22 protein-coding genes are annotated in these 14567 nt (G+C 61.4%); 9 read left to right on the top strand and 13 right to left on the bottom strand.

Going from position 1 to position 14567, the window contains the following annotated elements:
* Nucleotides 1–2 precede the first annotated feature (2 nt).
* From AAC850_RS11620 to hisB, 7 genes are all read right to left on the bottom strand, one after another.
* Complete coding sequence (locus AAC850_RS11620) at nucleotides 3–380, bottom strand: histidine triad nucleotide-binding protein (protein WP_340588908.1); 378 nt, start codon at nucleotides 378–380, stop codon at nucleotides 3–5.
* Complete coding sequence (locus AAC850_RS11615) at nucleotides 380–697, bottom strand: phosphoribosyl-ATP diphosphatase (RefSeq protein ID WP_340588907.1); 318 nt, start codon at nucleotides 695–697, stop codon at nucleotides 380–382. Before AAC850_RS11615 ends, AAC850_RS11620 begins: the two co-directional genes overlap by 1 nt.
* Nucleotides 698–749: 52 nt before the next feature.
* Complete coding sequence (locus AAC850_RS11610) at nucleotides 750–893, bottom strand: PEP-CTERM sorting domain-containing protein (protein WP_340588906.1); 144 nt, start codon at nucleotides 891–893, stop codon at nucleotides 750–752.
* Between the two features lie 175 nt (nucleotides 894–1068).
* Entirely contained in the window at nucleotides 1069–1833 is a 765-nt protein-coding gene (hisF, locus tag AAC850_RS11605; protein WP_340588905.1) for an imidazole glycerol phosphate synthase subunit HisF, read from the bottom strand.
* 4 nt (nucleotides 1834–1837) lie between these two features.
* Entirely contained in the window at nucleotides 1838–2563 is a 726-nt protein-coding gene (gene hisA, locus AAC850_RS11600) for a 1-(5-phosphoribosyl)-5-[(5-phosphoribosylamino)methylideneamino]imidazole-4-carboxamide isomerase (protein ID WP_340588904.1), read from the bottom strand.
* Nucleotides 2560–3189: an imidazole glycerol phosphate synthase subunit HisH gene (gene hisH / locus AAC850_RS11595; RefSeq protein WP_340588903.1), complete on the bottom strand. Its 630-nt coding sequence runs from the start codon at nucleotides 3187–3189 to the stop codon at nucleotides 2560–2562. The genes hisA and hisH overlap by 4 nt, the downstream gene beginning before the upstream one ends.
* Complete coding sequence (gene hisB, locus AAC850_RS11590) at nucleotides 3182–3775, bottom strand: imidazoleglycerol-phosphate dehydratase HisB (RefSeq protein ID WP_340588902.1); 594 nt, start codon at nucleotides 3773–3775, stop codon at nucleotides 3182–3184. Before hisB ends, hisH begins: the two co-directional genes overlap by 8 nt.
* Nucleotides 3776–3893: 118 nt before the next feature.
* On the opposite strand from hisB, the gene AAC850_RS11585 reads away from it, so the two are divergent.
* The 3 genes from AAC850_RS11585 to gmk all read left to right on the top strand — a co-directional run bounded on the left by AAC850_RS11585 (nucleotide 3894) and on the right by gmk (nucleotide 5594).
* A complete protein-coding gene (locus AAC850_RS11585; protein WP_340588901.1) occupies nucleotides 3894–4406 on the top strand; it encodes an SspB family protein in 513 nt (170 codons plus the stop codon).
* Between the two features lie 42 nt (nucleotides 4407–4448).
* The gene (locus AAC850_RS11580; protein ID WP_340588900.1) at nucleotides 4449–4874 is read left to right on the top strand and encodes a hypothetical protein; all 426 of its coding nucleotides are present in this window, start codon (nucleotides 4449–4451) and stop codon (nucleotides 4872–4874) included.
* A gap of 69 nt (nucleotides 4875–4943) precedes the next feature.
* Nucleotides 4944–5594: a guanylate kinase gene (gene gmk / locus AAC850_RS11575; protein WP_340588899.1), complete on the top strand. Its 651-nt coding sequence runs from the start codon at nucleotides 4944–4946 to the stop codon at nucleotides 5592–5594.
* A 7-nt stretch (nucleotides 5595–5601) separates the two neighbouring features.
* On the opposite strand, the gene AAC850_RS11570 is transcribed toward gmk, so the two are convergent.
* On the bottom strand, nucleotides 5602–8001 hold the full coding sequence (locus tag AAC850_RS11570) for a S8 family peptidase (RefSeq protein WP_340588898.1): 2400 nt from the start codon (nucleotides 7999–8001) through the stop codon (nucleotides 5602–5604).
* Between the two features lie 152 nt (nucleotides 8002–8153).
* Between AAC850_RS11570 and dapD the strand changes: the two genes are divergently transcribed.
* The 4 genes from dapD to AAC850_RS11550 all read left to right on the top strand — a co-directional run bounded on the left by dapD (nucleotide 8154) and on the right by AAC850_RS11550 (nucleotide 10118).
* On the top strand, nucleotides 8154–8993 hold the full coding sequence (gene dapD, locus AAC850_RS11565; RefSeq protein WP_340588897.1) for a 2,3,4,5-tetrahydropyridine-2,6-dicarboxylate N-succinyltransferase: 840 nt from the start codon (nucleotides 8154–8156) through the stop codon (nucleotides 8991–8993).
* Between the two features lie 93 nt (nucleotides 8994–9086).
* Nucleotides 9087–9386 carry a hypothetical protein gene (locus AAC850_RS11560; protein ID WP_340588896.1) on the top strand — a complete coding sequence of 100 codons (300 nt, stop codon included), beginning with the start codon at nucleotides 9087–9089 and terminating at the stop codon, nucleotides 9384–9386.
* Nucleotides 9387–9397: 11 nt separating this feature from the next.
* Nucleotides 9398–9625 (top strand): hypervirulence associated TUDOR domain-containing protein, encoded by a 228-nt coding sequence (locus tag AAC850_RS11555; RefSeq protein WP_340588895.1) that lies wholly within the window; start codon nucleotides 9398–9400, stop codon nucleotides 9623–9625.
* A 73-nt stretch (nucleotides 9626–9698) separates the two neighbouring features.
* Nucleotides 9699–10118: a DoxX family protein gene (locus AAC850_RS11550; protein ID WP_340588894.1), complete on the top strand. Its 420-nt coding sequence runs from the start codon at nucleotides 9699–9701 to the stop codon at nucleotides 10116–10118.
* Between the two features lie 72 nt (nucleotides 10119–10190).
* On the opposite strand, the gene AAC850_RS11545 is transcribed toward AAC850_RS11550, so the two are convergent.
* On the bottom strand, nucleotides 10191–10442 hold the full coding sequence (locus tag AAC850_RS11545; RefSeq protein ID WP_340588893.1) for an SWIB/MDM2 domain-containing protein: 252 nt from the start codon (nucleotides 10440–10442) through the stop codon (nucleotides 10191–10193).
* A 49-nt stretch (nucleotides 10443–10491) separates the two neighbouring features.
* The gene (locus AAC850_RS11540; protein WP_340588892.1) at nucleotides 10492–11106 is read right to left on the bottom strand and encodes a YbhB/YbcL family Raf kinase inhibitor-like protein; all 615 of its coding nucleotides are present in this window, start codon (nucleotides 11104–11106) and stop codon (nucleotides 10492–10494) included.
* Nucleotides 11107–11355: 249 nt separating this feature from the next.
* Between AAC850_RS11540 and AAC850_RS11535 the strand changes: the two genes are divergently transcribed.
* Entirely contained in the window at nucleotides 11356–12792 is a 1437-nt protein-coding gene (locus AAC850_RS11535) for a S41 family peptidase (protein WP_340588891.1), read from the top strand.
* 18 nt (nucleotides 12793–12810) lie between these two features.
* Here AAC850_RS11535 and AAC850_RS11530 read toward each other — a convergent pair whose 3' ends face one another.
* Entirely contained in the window at nucleotides 12811–13245 is a 435-nt protein-coding gene (locus AAC850_RS11530) for a COG3650 family protein (protein ID WP_340588890.1), read from the bottom strand.
* A gap of 114 nt (nucleotides 13246–13359) precedes the next feature.
* Between AAC850_RS11530 and AAC850_RS11525 the strand changes: the two genes are divergently transcribed.
* Nucleotides 13360–13965 (top strand): hypothetical protein, encoded by a 606-nt coding sequence (locus AAC850_RS11525; protein ID WP_340588889.1) that lies wholly within the window; start codon nucleotides 13360–13362, stop codon nucleotides 13963–13965.
* Between the two features lie 34 nt (nucleotides 13966–13999).
* On the opposite strand, the gene AAC850_RS11520 is transcribed toward AAC850_RS11525, so the two are convergent.
* Both AAC850_RS11520 and AAC850_RS11515 read right to left on the bottom strand, forming a co-directional pair.
* A complete protein-coding gene (locus AAC850_RS11520; RefSeq protein ID WP_340588888.1) occupies nucleotides 14000–14239 on the bottom strand; it encodes a hypothetical protein in 240 nt (79 codons plus the stop codon).
* Nucleotides 14240–14335: 96 nt separating this feature from the next.
* The gene (locus tag AAC850_RS11515; protein ID WP_048886295.1) at nucleotides 14336–14548 is read right to left on the bottom strand and encodes a cold-shock protein; all 213 of its coding nucleotides are present in this window, start codon (nucleotides 14546–14548) and stop codon (nucleotides 14336–14338) included.
* Nucleotides 14549–14567 lie beyond the last annotated feature (19 nt).

Raw genomic sequence — 14567 nt, 5'->3', positions numbered from 1 at the left:
CTTCAGCGTGCCAACATCGGGCCGAGTGGTCCGCCGCCAAACAAATGGACATGCAAATGAGGCACTTCCTGCCCGCCATTGCGTCCGACATTGCCGAGCAGGCGATAACCGCGCACGACCAGACCGTTTTCGCGCGCCACATTTCCGACCGCACGCACAAATCCGGCGATTTCCTGATCCGAGGCATGTTCGGAGAAATCATCCCAGCTGACATAGGCCCCCTTGGGAATCACCAGAATATGGACATCGGCCTGCGGGTTAATGTCGTGGAAGGCGAGCGCGTGGCCGTCCTCATACACCTTGTTGCACGGGATTTCGCCGCGCAGGATCTTCGCAAAGATGTTTTCCGGATCGTAGGGAGCGGTCGGATCGACGGCCATCAGTCTTTCGTCCTTGCAGCTTTTTCGTCCAACCCAGAGACGCCGTCGCGCCGATCAAGTTCCGCCAGCACTTCGGCCAGCTTCACGCCCTTGGCATCGAGCAGCACGAGCAGGTGGAACAGCAGATCGGCGGCTTCGGAGGTCAGTTCGGCCTTGTCGCCGGTCAATGCGGCGATGACCGCCTCGGTCGCTTCCTCTCCGACCTTCTGCGATATCTTGGGCAGTCCGGCGGCGTTGAGCCTGGCGACATAGCTGGTGTCAGGCGCTGCATTGCGGCGCTCTGCGATCACTTTTTCGAGGCGTGTGAGTGTATCCATCGCCCGGCGCAATGCGCGAAGGCGCGGCAATTCGTCAAGCCGAATGAGAGCGTCAGTCTTCCCGGTTTGAACTTCGCTTGGCAAGGCGGCGCCCGATAATCAGGCCTAGCGTACCCAAAGCGAACAGCGTGACGCTTGATGCTTCGGGCACTTGCACAGCGACCGAAGTTGCCGGCGTGGCTGCAAGGAGCGTCATGGCACTGTTGGAAAAGCTTTCAAACACAATGCTTTCAATCGGCGCATTCGTTTGACTGCACAAGCAGGCTGGTGCAGCTGTCCCGCAGTGGGACCGCAGCTTGCTTCGATGTAAAATCTTGTCCCGCGGATCATTTGTGGGCGAGCCTCGAGATCAGCAGAAAATTAATTGTAAATCAGGTGCTTCGCGCTGGAAGTCCCGCCGCACGCAAGGCTGCGTGGGCCTGCGCAACAGTGTGAGTCCCGAAATGAAATATACTCGCGGCAAGCACGGCGCTCGCGCCGCCCTTCCTCACCCCATCGACCAGATGCTGCAATGTGCCGACTCCGCCGCTCGCGACGACCGGTACCGAGACGCTATCTGCAATAGTTCGGGTGAGTTCGAGATCGTAGCCACCCTTCGTCCCGTCACCATCCATGCTGGTGACGAGCAATTCGCCCGCTCCAAGCTCCGCCAGCCGGACCGCATGCTCAACCGCATCGATGCCGGTTTCGCGTCGCCCGCCGTGGGTGAATATTTCCCAGCGGCCATCGGCAACGCGCCGCGCGTCGACGCTGGCGACCGCGCATTGGCTGCCCATACGCTGGGCGATCTCATCCATGATTTCGGGGCGTTTCACGGCAGCCGAATTTACCGCGACCTTGTCCGCCCCGGCGAGCAGCAACGCCCGCGCATCCTGCACGCTCGACACGCCGCCGCCCACAGTCAACGGCATGAAGCATACCTCAGCGGTGCGCCGGACGATATCGAGCAGTGTGCCGCGGCCTTCATGCGTGGCGGAAATGTCGAGAAAACACAGCTCGTCCGCTCCCGCCTCGGAATAGGTCTGCGCCTGCTCGACCGGATCGCCCGCATCCTTGAGATCGACGAAATTGACGCCTTTGACAACGCGCCCTTCGGCAACGTCGAGACAGGGTATGACGCGGATGCGGACTGTCATCGGGTCACCGGTTCGCCATCGCAATTGCAGTCGCGAGGTCGAGCCGCCCCTCATAGAGCGCACGGCCTGTGATCACGCCTTCGATACCTTCATCGCGGTGCAGCGCGAGCATGTGGATGTCGTCCAGCCCCTTCACACCGCCGCTGGCGATCACCGGGATATCGACGCTGCGCGCCAGTTCGACCGTCGCATCGACATTGCAGCCCTTGAGCAGTCCGTCGCGCCCGATATCGGTGAACAGCAGGCTCGCAACGCCCGCATCCTCGAACCTGCGCGCCATGTCGCGCACCGGCACGTCGGAGACTTCGGCCCAGCCCTCGGTTGCGACCATGCCATCGCGGGCGTCGACCGCGACGACGATGCCGCCTTCCCATTCCTTGGCCATGTCCTTGACGAATTCGGGGTCTTTCAGCGCCGCCGAGCCGATCACCAGCCGCGCCACACCAAGGTTGAACCAGCCCTCGACCGCTTCCGCATCGCGGATGCCGCCGCCAAGCTGCACATAGCCGGGAAACTGCTCGACAATCGCCTCGACCGCGGCGCGGTTGCGGCTCTCGCCTGCGAAGGCTCCGTCAAGGTCGACGACATGGACGTGCTTAGCGCCCGCTTCGGCGAACAGCATGGCCTGTGCGGCGGGATCATCTCCGTAAACGGTGGCGCGGTCCATATCGCCTTCGGACAGGCGCACGACTTCGCCGCCCTTGAGGTCGATGGCCGGAAATACGATCATACTTTCCACTCCAGGAAACGGCGCAGCAGGTCCAGTCCGTAGCTCTGGCTCTTTTCGGGATGGAACTGCACGCCGATAATATTGTCGCGCGCCACCGCCGCCACAAGCCCGCCACCGTGGTCGGTCATCGCGGCGATATCGTGGCCGTCTTCGGGCTGGAAATGGTAGGAATGGAGGAAATAGGCCTCGCCCTCCTCGATCAATCCGTGGTCGCCGTGATGCGGGGTGAGCGCAACGTCGTTCCATCCCATGTGCGGCACCCGGATATCGGGATCGGTCCGCTCGATCCGGCGAACTTCGCCTTCAATCCAGCCGAGGCCGGGACAGGTCCCATGCTCCAGCCCGCGCGTGGCGAGCAATTGCATTCCGACGCATATGCCAAGGAATGGCACGCCCTTTTCGAGGACGCGCTGCTCCAGCGCTTCAACCATGCCGGGAATGCCCGTCAGTCCTTCATAACAGGCGCGAAAGCTACCGACACCCGGCAACACGATTCGCCGCGCACCTCGCACAAGTGCAGGATCATCGGTAACAGCGATATGTTTGGCGTCAGCGGCTTTAAGCGCATTGTAAACCGAGTGAAGATTGCCAGCACCGTAATCGATCAAGGCGATGGCCTCAGCCACCCAATTGCCCCTTGGTGCTCGGCACGGCATCGCCCTTGCGCGTGTCACGCTCCACCGCTTGGCGCATGGCGCGGGCAAAGCCCTTGTAGATGCTTTCGCAAATGTGGTGGTTGTTGGTGCCGTAAAGCTGCTGGATATGCAGCGTCAGCCCGGCAGTCTGCGCGACCGAGTGGAACCAGTGCTCGATCAGCTCTGTGTCCCATTCGCCCAACTTTTCCTGTGTGAAGCGCGCTTTCCATACGAGGAAGGGCCGGCCCGAAATGTCGAGCACAACGCGGCACAGCGTTTCGTCCATCGGCGAATGCGCCTCGCCATATCGGCCGATACCGGCCTTGTCGCCAAGCGCTTCTGCCAGTGCCTGACCCAGCGCCAGTGCCGAATCCTCGGTCGTGTGATGCTGGTCGATATGCAGGTCGCCATCGACCTTCATGGTCACGTCGATCAGCGAATGGCGGCTGAACTGTTCGACCATGTGATCGAGGAAGCCGATTCCGGTGGAAATATCGTAAGTACCTGTACCATCGAGATTTACCTCGACGACAATATCGGTTTCCTTGGTCTTGCGCTCTATTCTGCCTGTTCGCATGGAGAAAAGCCTATAGGCCGCTTGGCTCTATGCGCAAGCCGGACTTCGGCGCAAAACTGCCGGAAATATCGCCAATTGCCGCTTGACCTTGCCAAGCGCCGCCGCCACCTAGCGGGGTATGAGCGACGACACGCCCGATAGCCTGATCCCCTACGATGAAATCGTGCAGGAAGCCCTGCGCGCGGTGGTAGGCCGGGTACTGGGCGCGGTGCAGGAATCGGGGAGCGCGCTGCCCGGCCCGCACCATTTCTACATCACCTTCAAGACCGCAGCCCCTGGCGTGGATATTCCCGCTGCGTTGCATGAACGGTTTCCGGACGAGATGACCATCGTGCTCCAGAACAAGTTCTGGGATCTCAACGTAACCGAAGACGGTTTTTCGGTGGGGTTGAGCTTCAACCAGGTGCCGTCCAAGCTCGCTATCCCGTTCAGCGCGATCACCGCATTTGTCGATCCGGCGGTGGATTTCGGCCTGCAATTCCAGGCTGCGGTCGACGATGATGCACCGGCCGAGCACGAAGATGCCGAGAACGACGTTCCGGCAGATACGGAACAAGGCGACAAGCCGGACATTACCAAGAGTGAAGACGGATCGAACGTCGTCACGGTCGATTTCGGCCGCAAGAAGTAACTCCGGGCACGCAAGCGCTCGGCCAGAACCGGGATTACGCCATTGTCCAAACCCAGCCACATTACCGATCGCGCGTCCGACGCGCTTGAAGATGCCGCAGAAAGCGCCGGGCTCACGGAAAATGTCGTGCCTGGGCCAAGCCCCAACCCGGCGACCAATCTCATCATCCATGACATCGTCCTGCGCTCAGTCGGGCGCGTCGCCCGTTTGACGGTGGAAAAGGCGCTTCTAGGCAAGCGGTACGGCAGCCAGTTTGCCAAGGAAGCGGTCGAAAACCGCTCCGTCGTTCACACGCTTGCCGCCTATGGTGTCACGAAATTCGCCACGCGGTCGCTGCCCGGCTTCGCACTGGTGAGTGGCGGATTGCTGGTCAAGACGCTGTTTGATCGCAGCCAGGGCAAGCGCAAGGCGCGCAAGGCTGGCGACGCCACCCTGCAGGAACAGTCCAAGCCCGACGGCAAGCTCTAGGCTTCTCTGGACAGTTTCGACCCAGCTTATACTTGATTTGTGGCGCGTGGCTGCGCAACAGCATGAGCCATGGCCGAACAGCAAAGCCTCACCCGACCCATTCTCGCCCGACGCGGCCTGATGTTCATCCTCTCCTCGCCTTCGGGCACCGGGAAAACCACCATCGCGCGGCGCCTGCTTCGCGAAGATGGCGAAATTGTCATGTCGGTATCGGTAACCACCCGCCCCCCGCGCCCCGGTGAGGTGGATGGCGAGGACTATCATTTCGTCGACCAAGCAGAATTCGATCGCATGGTCGAAGCGGGCGAGCTCATCGAATGGGCGAACGTCTTCGGCCACAATTACGGCACGCCCAAATCGCAGATCAAGACCGGTCTCAAGGAAGGTCGCGATTTCCTGTTCGATATCGACTGGCAGGGCACGCAGCAATTGTACCAGCGCATGGAAACCGACGTCGTGCGCGTCTTTTTGCTGCCGCCCAGCATTGGTGAGCTGGAACAGCGCCTGCGCGGGCGCGGAACTGACAGCGAGGAAGTGATCGCCGGGCGCATGGCCCGTGCGCGAGACGAAATCAGCCATTGGGACGGCTATGACTACGTCGTCGTCAATGACGATATCGACGCCTGCTTCGAAAAGGTCAGGACCATTCTCGATGCAGAGCGTATGCGCCGCGCGCGCCAGACAGGGCTTGTCGATTTCACGCGCGGATTGATGCGCTAGCGATAGGCTAGAACGCCCGCGTCCAGCGCAGAGCCACTCCGGCATCGGCGGGCGCATCGGCATAATGACCGGGCTGGCGGCGGTAGAACAGGCTGGCCGCAGCGCCGCCGCCCCACACTCGCCCGCGCCATGCCAGTTCTCCGATCACTTCGCGCCCGTCAGGCGACAGGCTGAGCGTGTGGACGGTGAAGGCATCGGGGGTGAGCGTTTCATAGCTGAAGCTGGACGGCAGGCGCAGGTTGATCCCGCCGCCTGTCACCCGCAGCGGCTGCGACAGGCGCAACGCAATCCGGTCGCCATCTGCGAAGACCCCGCTGCGCTCCACGTCGATGCTCCAGCCATTGCTCGTCAGGCTCGAACCGTCACCGACCAGAGCGGAATCGCGTACCTGAGTGAAACCTTGTCGCCACGATGCGCCAAGCCGCCAATCATGCGCCGCACGCCAGCCGAGATCGAGGTCGACGAACAGATTGTCGCTGCCTTCAAGGCCGAAGCCTTCGTGGAAACGCGCGCCCAGCACGGTGCGGTCTTCTGCGGTCCAGGTGATGCCAAGCGCGGTGTCGAGCGCGCCGAAGCGACGATCCACCGCCAGGCCGAAACTGGCGAGGTCTTCCTCCACCTGATGTCCGCGCAATTCCGCCGCACGGCGAACCGCAGCAGCTGTCGATGTCGAGCCGCTCTCGGCACTTATACTCAGCCCCCACGGCCCCGGCTGCTGGCGCAGCGCAATGGCCGTATCGCTCGCGGCGAGCATTCCGGTGCTGCCGCTTGCTTCGCCTGCAATCATGAAGGCAGGGCGATCATGTCCCTGCAAACCAGCCACCACTCCGTTTGCGCCCTGACGATAGGCGAAGGCGACCTGTGTGTCGGGCGCGACCTGCATGGCGACACTCGCTGCAAGAACCCTCGCCCGTTCGGCATCCGAGCTTTCCAACCGCAGAGCCTCGGCACGCGGAGGCTGGCGTCCATTGGCATCGATGGTGAAAGCAAGGCTCGCGCCCTCAGCACTTCCCGATAGCACGCGCTGCTGTCCGGCGATGGCACCGTGGAGCCGTTGGCGCTGCTGCGCCCCACTCAACGTGCCCGCCAGATCGGTCTCGAAAGCGCGGCTGTAGCGATCGGTCACCAGCGTCGGGAGCGATGCTGTGCGCAGCGCGTCTCCCATGGCGGGTGAAGCAACGCCCGATCCGTCACCCAGCGCCATCGGCACGCCCTGCCCGGCGATGGCGGTGGTTCCGATCGGCTGGAAAGCGGCGGCAATATCCAGAATGCCGCGTCCGTAGACCGCATCGGGGCCGCTCGCGCCCGCATCGAAAGCGCTTTCGAGCAGGATTTCGGCAATCTCGCGGCCGGTCAGGTGGGGAAAAGCCTGTGCCAGGAGCGCCGCCGCCCCGGCAACTTGCGGCGAGGCAAAACTGGTCCCGGAAAACAGGAAGACGAAGCCTTCCGCGTCGACGAAAACCGCACCGTCCTGATAGACACAGCAAATCCTCTCGCCTCGTGCAGCGAGATATTGCGTGGGGCTACCGCCCGCGCGGTTGGAGAAGCTGGATATCTCGTAATTGTCATCGACCGATCCGACCACCAGCACGCCGCCATTGCCCGCTGCCACAAATTCCTCGCCGAAGGGCTCCAGCTGGGCGAGGCCGTCGTTGCCCGCCGCCACCACGATCAGCACGCCCGCAGCAACCGCGGCCTGCACCGAATTGCGCAAACGGGTGTTGATGCCGCTGGGTCCGCCGAGCGAGATGTTGATCACTTTCGCCCCGTTGGCGACGGCATAGTCGATCGATGCGGCAATATCATTGTCGAAGAAGGCGCAGTCCGAATTGGGGTCCTGCGGATTGTCTCCGCCGCACGTATTCGGAGCATCGGCGCGAATCGCGAGCACCGTCGCGTCCCAGGCGATACCGAGCACGCCGGTATCGTCACGCGCGGCGGCAGCTACCAGCGAAACCAGCGTTCCGTGATCGTCCGGCCCTTCGAGCGGGCGGTTGCCGATGATGTCGGTCGAAGCAGGCGAAAGGCGTCCGGCAAATTCCGGGCTGTCATCGTCGATCCCGGTATCGATCACCGCGATGGTGACTCCGGTTCCGATATTGCCATCGACCCATGCGCTGGCGGCATTGTGCTGGCCCGGCCCATCTGACGCACGAAACTCGCGTGTGTTGAAGGCGGGCGGAACCGGCTGCACCGCAAAGCTGCTGGGTGTAGGCGTAGGCGTAGGCGTAGGCGTAGGTGTGGGTGTGGGTGTGGGAGTGGGCGTAGGTGTCGGAGTGGGTGGAGGCAATCGCGTCACGGGCGGCGCACCGCCACCTCCACCACAGGCGGACAGCAGCGCCAGCGCAGCAAGTCCCGCGCCGAAATGCCAGCTTTTCAGCCGTGCCTTTCCATCATCTTGTCCCAAGGCGAACCCTTCTTTATCGAAGCACGGATGCCCGCACTCCCCCTAACCCAGCCTTAACGCTCCGTGCCTGTCATCGTTTCACAGGCTTGTGCCTATGTCTGCGAAGGGCTAGCGGCAAAGGCTTCTAACCGACCCTACAGGAGAGCCGCTTTATGACCGCCGAACTCGTCACCGAGATCGAACAGGCATGGGAAAACCGCGCTGAGATCACCAGTGCCGATATCGAAGTCCGCAAGGCGGTCGATAAGGCCATCGAAATGCTCGACAACGGCACGGCCCGCGTGGCGGAACCCGATGGCAGTGGCGGCTGGCAGGTCAACCAATGGCTGAAGAAGGCAGTTTTGCTGTCCTTCCGCTTGTATGACAACCGGGTGATGGACGGCGGCTCTGCAGGAGAAGCGGCCTTCGACAAGGTTTCGTCCAAATTCGCCGGCTGGGGCAAGGAACGCTTCAGCGAAGCAGGCTTTCGCGTCGTACCGGGCGCGGTTGCGCGACGCGGGAGCTATATCGCGCCGGGCGTGGTGCTGATGCCGAGCTTCGTCAATATCGGCGCTTTTGTCGATGAAGGATCCATGATCGACACTTGGGCAACGGTCGGATCGTGCGCACAGATCGGCAAGAACGTGCATATTTCGGGCGGCGCTGGCATCGGCGGCGTGCTCGAACCTTTGCAGGCCGGACCTGTCATCATCGGCGATGGCGCCTTCATCGGCGCGCGTGCGGAAGTCGCAGAGGGTGTGCGCGTGGGCGAAGGTGCCGTGCTGTCGATGGGCGTCTATCTGGGTGCGTCGACCAAGATCGTCGACCGCGCCACCGGCGAAGTCCATCGCGGCGAAGTGCCGCCCTACGCCGTGGTCGTGCCCGGCGCCTTGCCAGGCAAGCCGCTGGCCGATGGCACTCCGGGGCCAAGCCTCTATTGCGCCGTAATCGTCAAGACGGTCGATGCGCAGACCCGCTCGAAGACCGGGATCAACGAACTTTTGCGCGACTGATGTAGATTACCTGCTTTCGGGCAGGCACGGAACTTTGGTATACTCGATCCGTATCATTCCAAAGGGTCGACAAGAGACGGAAGGTTTGAACCGATGAGCTACAAAGAAGGCGACGAAATCCACATCGACGATGACGAGGCGAGTGCCGGCGAAAAGTCCGGCCATATGCGCTGGGTTCTCGGCTTGAGCCTGGTGGCCGCGCTGGCCTTCATGTCGATCATCTGGATCACTGGTGCGTTGAGCCAGGGTGATACTGAAGAGGAAGCGACCAAGTCTGCCGTTTTGGAAGATGCGCAGGACGACGGCGACGATACAGACAGTATCCTGATGGAAGCTGGCGACGAATTCGAAAACGGGATCGAAGACGGGGAGGAAACAACCGTAACCGAATAGGAATCCCGCTTATGAGCAATTCAAACAGTTTCCAGACCAACCAGCACGTCCAGTGGGATTGGGGCGATGGCACCGCCAAGGGACAGGTCAAGGAACGGTTCGAACGCGAGGTGACGCGCACGCTTAAGGGCAGCGAAGTCACCCGCAATGGCGACGAGGATGACCCCGCCCACCTGATCAAGCAGGAAGATGGTGACGAGGTCCTCAAGCTGGGGTCGGAGATCAGCGCAGCAAACTAATCTTCCCCGCCATGGTCAACTCTGCGAATCTACGGCATTGCCGGGCAATGCCGTTGATCGGAGGGGCTGACGCATGACATCCAATAGAGCGATGATCCGCATTGCCCTACGTTTTCTGCTGGCATCGCTCTACATCTACGCAGGCTACCGCCACATCATTGACCCCGCGCCATTCGTCCGGATCACGCCCGAGGCGGTGCCGCTGCGCGATGCGGTGGTATTCTGGACCGGGATGGCTGAGATCACTGGAGCCATTGCGCTCGCCCAACCCTTCTCGCGGCGCTTGATGCAAGCAGGTGGTGTCGCGCTGGCGCTTTACGCTCTGTGCGTTTGGCCTGCGAATGTGAACCATATGCTGATGGACATGGCGCGCGATGATGGCGGATGGGGCATGGGTTATCATGTCCCGCGCATGTTCGCCCAGCCGCTGCTGATCTGGCTCGCACTATGGACTGGGCGGGTGGTGGACTGGCCCTTCAAGCCGCAGCGCTGAATGCGCAAACGAAACGGGCGGGAAGCGCATTGCCTCCCGCCCGTTTGCGTGTCGGTTATGACAAGTGAGCAATCAGCTCATGTGCTTGGAAACGGCACCCGTCATCTTAAACATCGAGATCTGCTCGGTACCGATCACCGCGCCCAGCTTGGCGTCGGGATTGATCATGCGGCGATCCTTGGAATCCTGCAGGTCGTTGGCCTTGATGTGGTCCCAAACCTTGCTGGTGACCTGTGCGCGGGTCATCGGACCCTTGCCGACCACGTTTTCCAAAGCCGGTGTCAGGTTGACCGGCTTGTTCAAAGCGTTGTTTTTAGCAGCCATTTTCAGATTTCCTTTCAGTCAAATTTCCGGACTAGAGTTCTAGCACCGTTCAATCTTCGTCGTCGCCATCTTCCCAGTCGTAATCCCCGCCTTCTTCACGGGCATATGTTGCTGTGAGTATTGCCAAACCCGTGACATGGCCTTCCATGGCGGCGACAAGCTCTTCCCGATTCGCGCCGGGCATCAGCGTTAGCGGCAGGTCCAGCGCGAACATCTGGAACACGTAATCATGGGCATCGTCGCCCGTCGGCGGGTCCGGCAGCAGCCATTCGGAATTGCCGAAAGCGTTCTTGCCGACGCGCGGCGGGGTCTCGCCTTCGAGGATCATTCCCTTCTGGCCGGGCAGTCCCCAGACCAACCAGTGGCAAAAGGGTTCGCCGGTCTGGAAATCGGCATCCTCTACCACCAGTACCAGTTCCTGCGTTCCGGGAGGAGGCGCGTTCCACTCCAGCGGAGGGGCAACCGCATCTTCTTCGTCAGCGGTAAAGCACGGGTCCAGTTCTCCGCCCGCCTCGAAAGCGGCGGAGGAAAGCTTGAAACCGCCCTTACCGACCAAATTCTCTGCGCCCAACCTGGCCGCAACTAGCTTGCCGTGGCCGGGGCGCAAATCGCCTTTCGCCTTGCCAAGTGCGCTGGATAGCCAATCGGGAACCGTGTCGGGCATGGATTTTCCTCAATTCGTTTGCGGCACTTTATCGCGCCTTTACGGATAGCCGAATGGGGCTGTGCCGTTTGAAGCGGGGCTTTGCAAGGCCCGTTTCCGTTCAGCCTGTCGAAGGAAATGAGATGCCATGAGAGCCCATTGCGCCGATCCGCGCACCCGAAGGGTCCTTCTTGCCAGACTGACGCCCTGCCTATAGCATGCCGATCTTGCTCAGAACCGGCTCAACGATATGAAAAGAAACGGGTAATCATGCAGACTTCCAAATTCGCGCTATCTATCGCTTGCGCCGCCATGCTCGCATCGTGTGGCGGTGGCTCCACGCCCACCCCCACTCCCATCGCAACTGGTGGCGGAGGTGGCGCAGGTGGAGGCGGAGGCGGTGGCACAGCCTGCTCGCTGGCAGCGCGGCAGGACTTCACCCTCGGCGTATTCAACGAATGGTACCTGTTCCCCAGCCTGCTCGACACTTCGGTTAACCAGTCGAATTTCAACAATCTGCAGGATTATATCGATGCGCTGGTCGCGCCTGCTCGTGCGCAGTCCAAAGATCGCTTCTTCTCCTATGTCACTTCGATCGAAGAAGAGAACGCCTTCTTCAACAGCGGTGCGAGCGCTGGTTTCGGAATCCGTCTGGCTTATGACACGCCCAATCGCCGTGTGTTCGTGATCGATGCATTCGAAGGTGCCCCGGCGCTCGGCGCGAATATCGACCGCGGTACGGAAATCATTGGTATCGGCACCACTGCCAACAACATCGAAACTGTCAATTCGCTGATGGCGAACGGTGGTCCGGCAGCTGTGTCCAATGCACTCGGCCCGTCGACCGTAGGCACTACGCGTGTGCTGCGCATTATCGACTCTTCGGGTGTCCAGCGTGAAGTTTCGATCAGCAAGGCCGAATTCGACCTCGATCCGGTTTCGGACCGTTTTGGCGCGCAGATTATCAATGATGGCGGTAAGCAGGTCGGTTACCTCAATTTGCGCACCTTTATCAGCACCGCCGATCCCGACTTGCGCGCGGCCTTTGCAGACTTCCGGGCGGCCGGCGTGACCGAACTGATCGTCGACTTCCGCTACAATGGCGGTGGTGCGATCAGCATTGCCGAACTGATGGGCGACCTGATGGGGCGCAACTTCGTTGGTGAAGTCTTCGAACAGATCACCTGGCGCCCGTCGAAATCGGATCGCAACGAGATTGCCCGTTTCACATCCCGCCCGCAGTCCATCGCCCCCACCAGGATCGCCTTTATCGGCACCGGATCGACAGCATCGGCCAGCGAATTGGTCATCAACGGAATGCAGCCGTGGGTGCCGAACATCGCGCTGGTGGGGTCGAACACCTTCGGCAAGCCGGTTGGCCAGTCCGCCTTCGACCTTGCCGAATGTGACGACCGCCTGCGCGTGGTCACGATCCAGATCGAGAACGCCAATGGTCAAGGTGAATATTTCAACGGCCTTGCCACCACCGTTCCCAACACCTGCCGCGCGAACGACGATATCCGTTTCCAGATGGGCGATCCGCGCGAGGCGATGACGGCAGTCGCGCTCGACTATCTGGCAGGCCGCGCCTGCACCGCGATTGCCGGTGGGCCTTCGACAACGGCTTCGGCACTGGAAGAAGGTGTACTTGTGCCCGAACTGCCCGAACGTACCGCCGCGCAGCACGAGGTACCCGGCCTCTACTGATCGGATTGCCGGGCGGGGCTAGGCTTCGCCCAGCTCATCCTCGCCCTCGCGCCACGCGCAGCCGTTATGCTGCACCGTGCCGAGGGTCACGGTCGCGGTGAAGGGATAGGTCCGGTCGCTCATGCCGTCGGAACATGCGCCCGGCGTCACCGCAACGTCCAGCGTCGCGCCCTCGATCACACCGCTGAAGGACACGCCGCCGCGTCCCGCAAACCGTTCGACCGGGGCGCTGGTGCCCTCAATGTTGTCGGGCGTAGTCCACACGATTGTACCGGCGGAAATGGTGGCACCCCAGAAGGGTTCGGTTCCGATCAGCCGCAGCTCCGCATTTTCGGCAATGCCGGCATAGGGCTGCGTATCATCGCTATCGCCGGGTAGCCCTGCAGCCCCATCCTGCTGGCAAGCCGTCGCGAGGAGGCCGACGGGAAGGATGAGGGCAAGCAGTTTGATCATGGGGGAGGATTGCCAGCCGGTCGTCGCCTTGTCACCCCACTTCAACGCGCTTTTGGAACATCTGTCCGGCCGAATCATTGATCTACCAAAGCAAGTTTCACTTGGAGTTGGAAGATGAAGATCTCGCCCTGGATTCTGGGCGCCGCTGCACTTGTGCCTATTGCAGGCGCAGTTGCGGGCGCGAGTGTCAGCACCGATCCGATCGGTGTAACGCAGGATGTCACTGCCCTGCTTCCGGAAAGACCCCTTGTTAGCAACAAAGCGCCGATGCATCGCGAAAGCCTGCCTAACCACTACGCCCTGGAAACCCCTGAAGGTGTGGTCGAGGTGGCCGATCTGGCGCTTCGCGGACGCCATCCGGACCGCTACCGCCGTGCGCAGGCGATGGAAGCAGCCTATGCCGCCGAGGCCGTTGCCTACGAAGCTTATGAAGCACAACTCGCCGAGAGCTACCGGACTGCCGATAGGGATGTCTATGCCTACGCGCAGGCTCCGGCGCGCGTCGCCTACGCAAATAGGGAAAATGCCCCGCAGCAGCGGCAGGCCGCAAACGGTTTCAGCCACACGCCTGCCGTTCAGCAGTCGGTGGTTTACGAAGCGCCGCGTACCGACTCGCGATATGACGCGGCAACCAATCCGCCTGCACCACTAAATGAAGATGTGTCGACGATTGTTTCGGGAGCGCGGATCGTGAACGTAACGGCAGCGCTCAACCAGTAACAAGAGAGATTGCGGGCCACGCCCGCACATTGCGTTACGACGCGACTTCAGCCTCTTTGGCCTGCGCCTCGGCTGCTTCGCGGTCGAGGCGTTCCTGCCGTATGGCAGCAGCCTTCTTGCGGTCAGTTTCGACCTTGAGCGCCTGATCCGCCAGCGCGCGCCATGTCTTTTCGGCCCGCAAATTACGATCTCGCACATTGTCGAGAGTAGCGGCTTCGGCTTGGGCAGCGGCTTCACTGGCGCGCTGGTCATAAAAGGCGAAGGATTGCGACATGGTGGTTCTCCGAAGAGGCTGGCGGTGATAATGTAATGAAGGCCGGACGCGGAAATTCCGCGCCCGGCTTTCATCGAGCAAAAAGAGCGCGATGGATCAGTCGGCAGCGCTCAAATTAACGGCGCTTTCCTTGCCGTTGCGGCCCTGCTCGACATCGTAGTTGAGACGCTGCTCTTTATCGAGCGTCTGCATGCCAGCGGCCTGAACGGCGGAGATGTGCACGAAGCTGTCGTTCGAGCCATCGTCGGGCTGGATGAAACCATAGCCCTTGTCAGTGTTGAAGAATTTAACTGTGCCGGTCTTCGACATGATAGTGTTCCTTTCGAAA

Source organism: Erythrobacter alti (assembly GCF_037996805.1).
Lineage (GTDB): Bacteria > Pseudomonadota > Alphaproteobacteria > Sphingomonadales > Sphingomonadaceae > Alteraurantiacibacter > Alteraurantiacibacter alti.
This window is presented reverse-complemented; position numbering and strand designations above follow the sequence as displayed.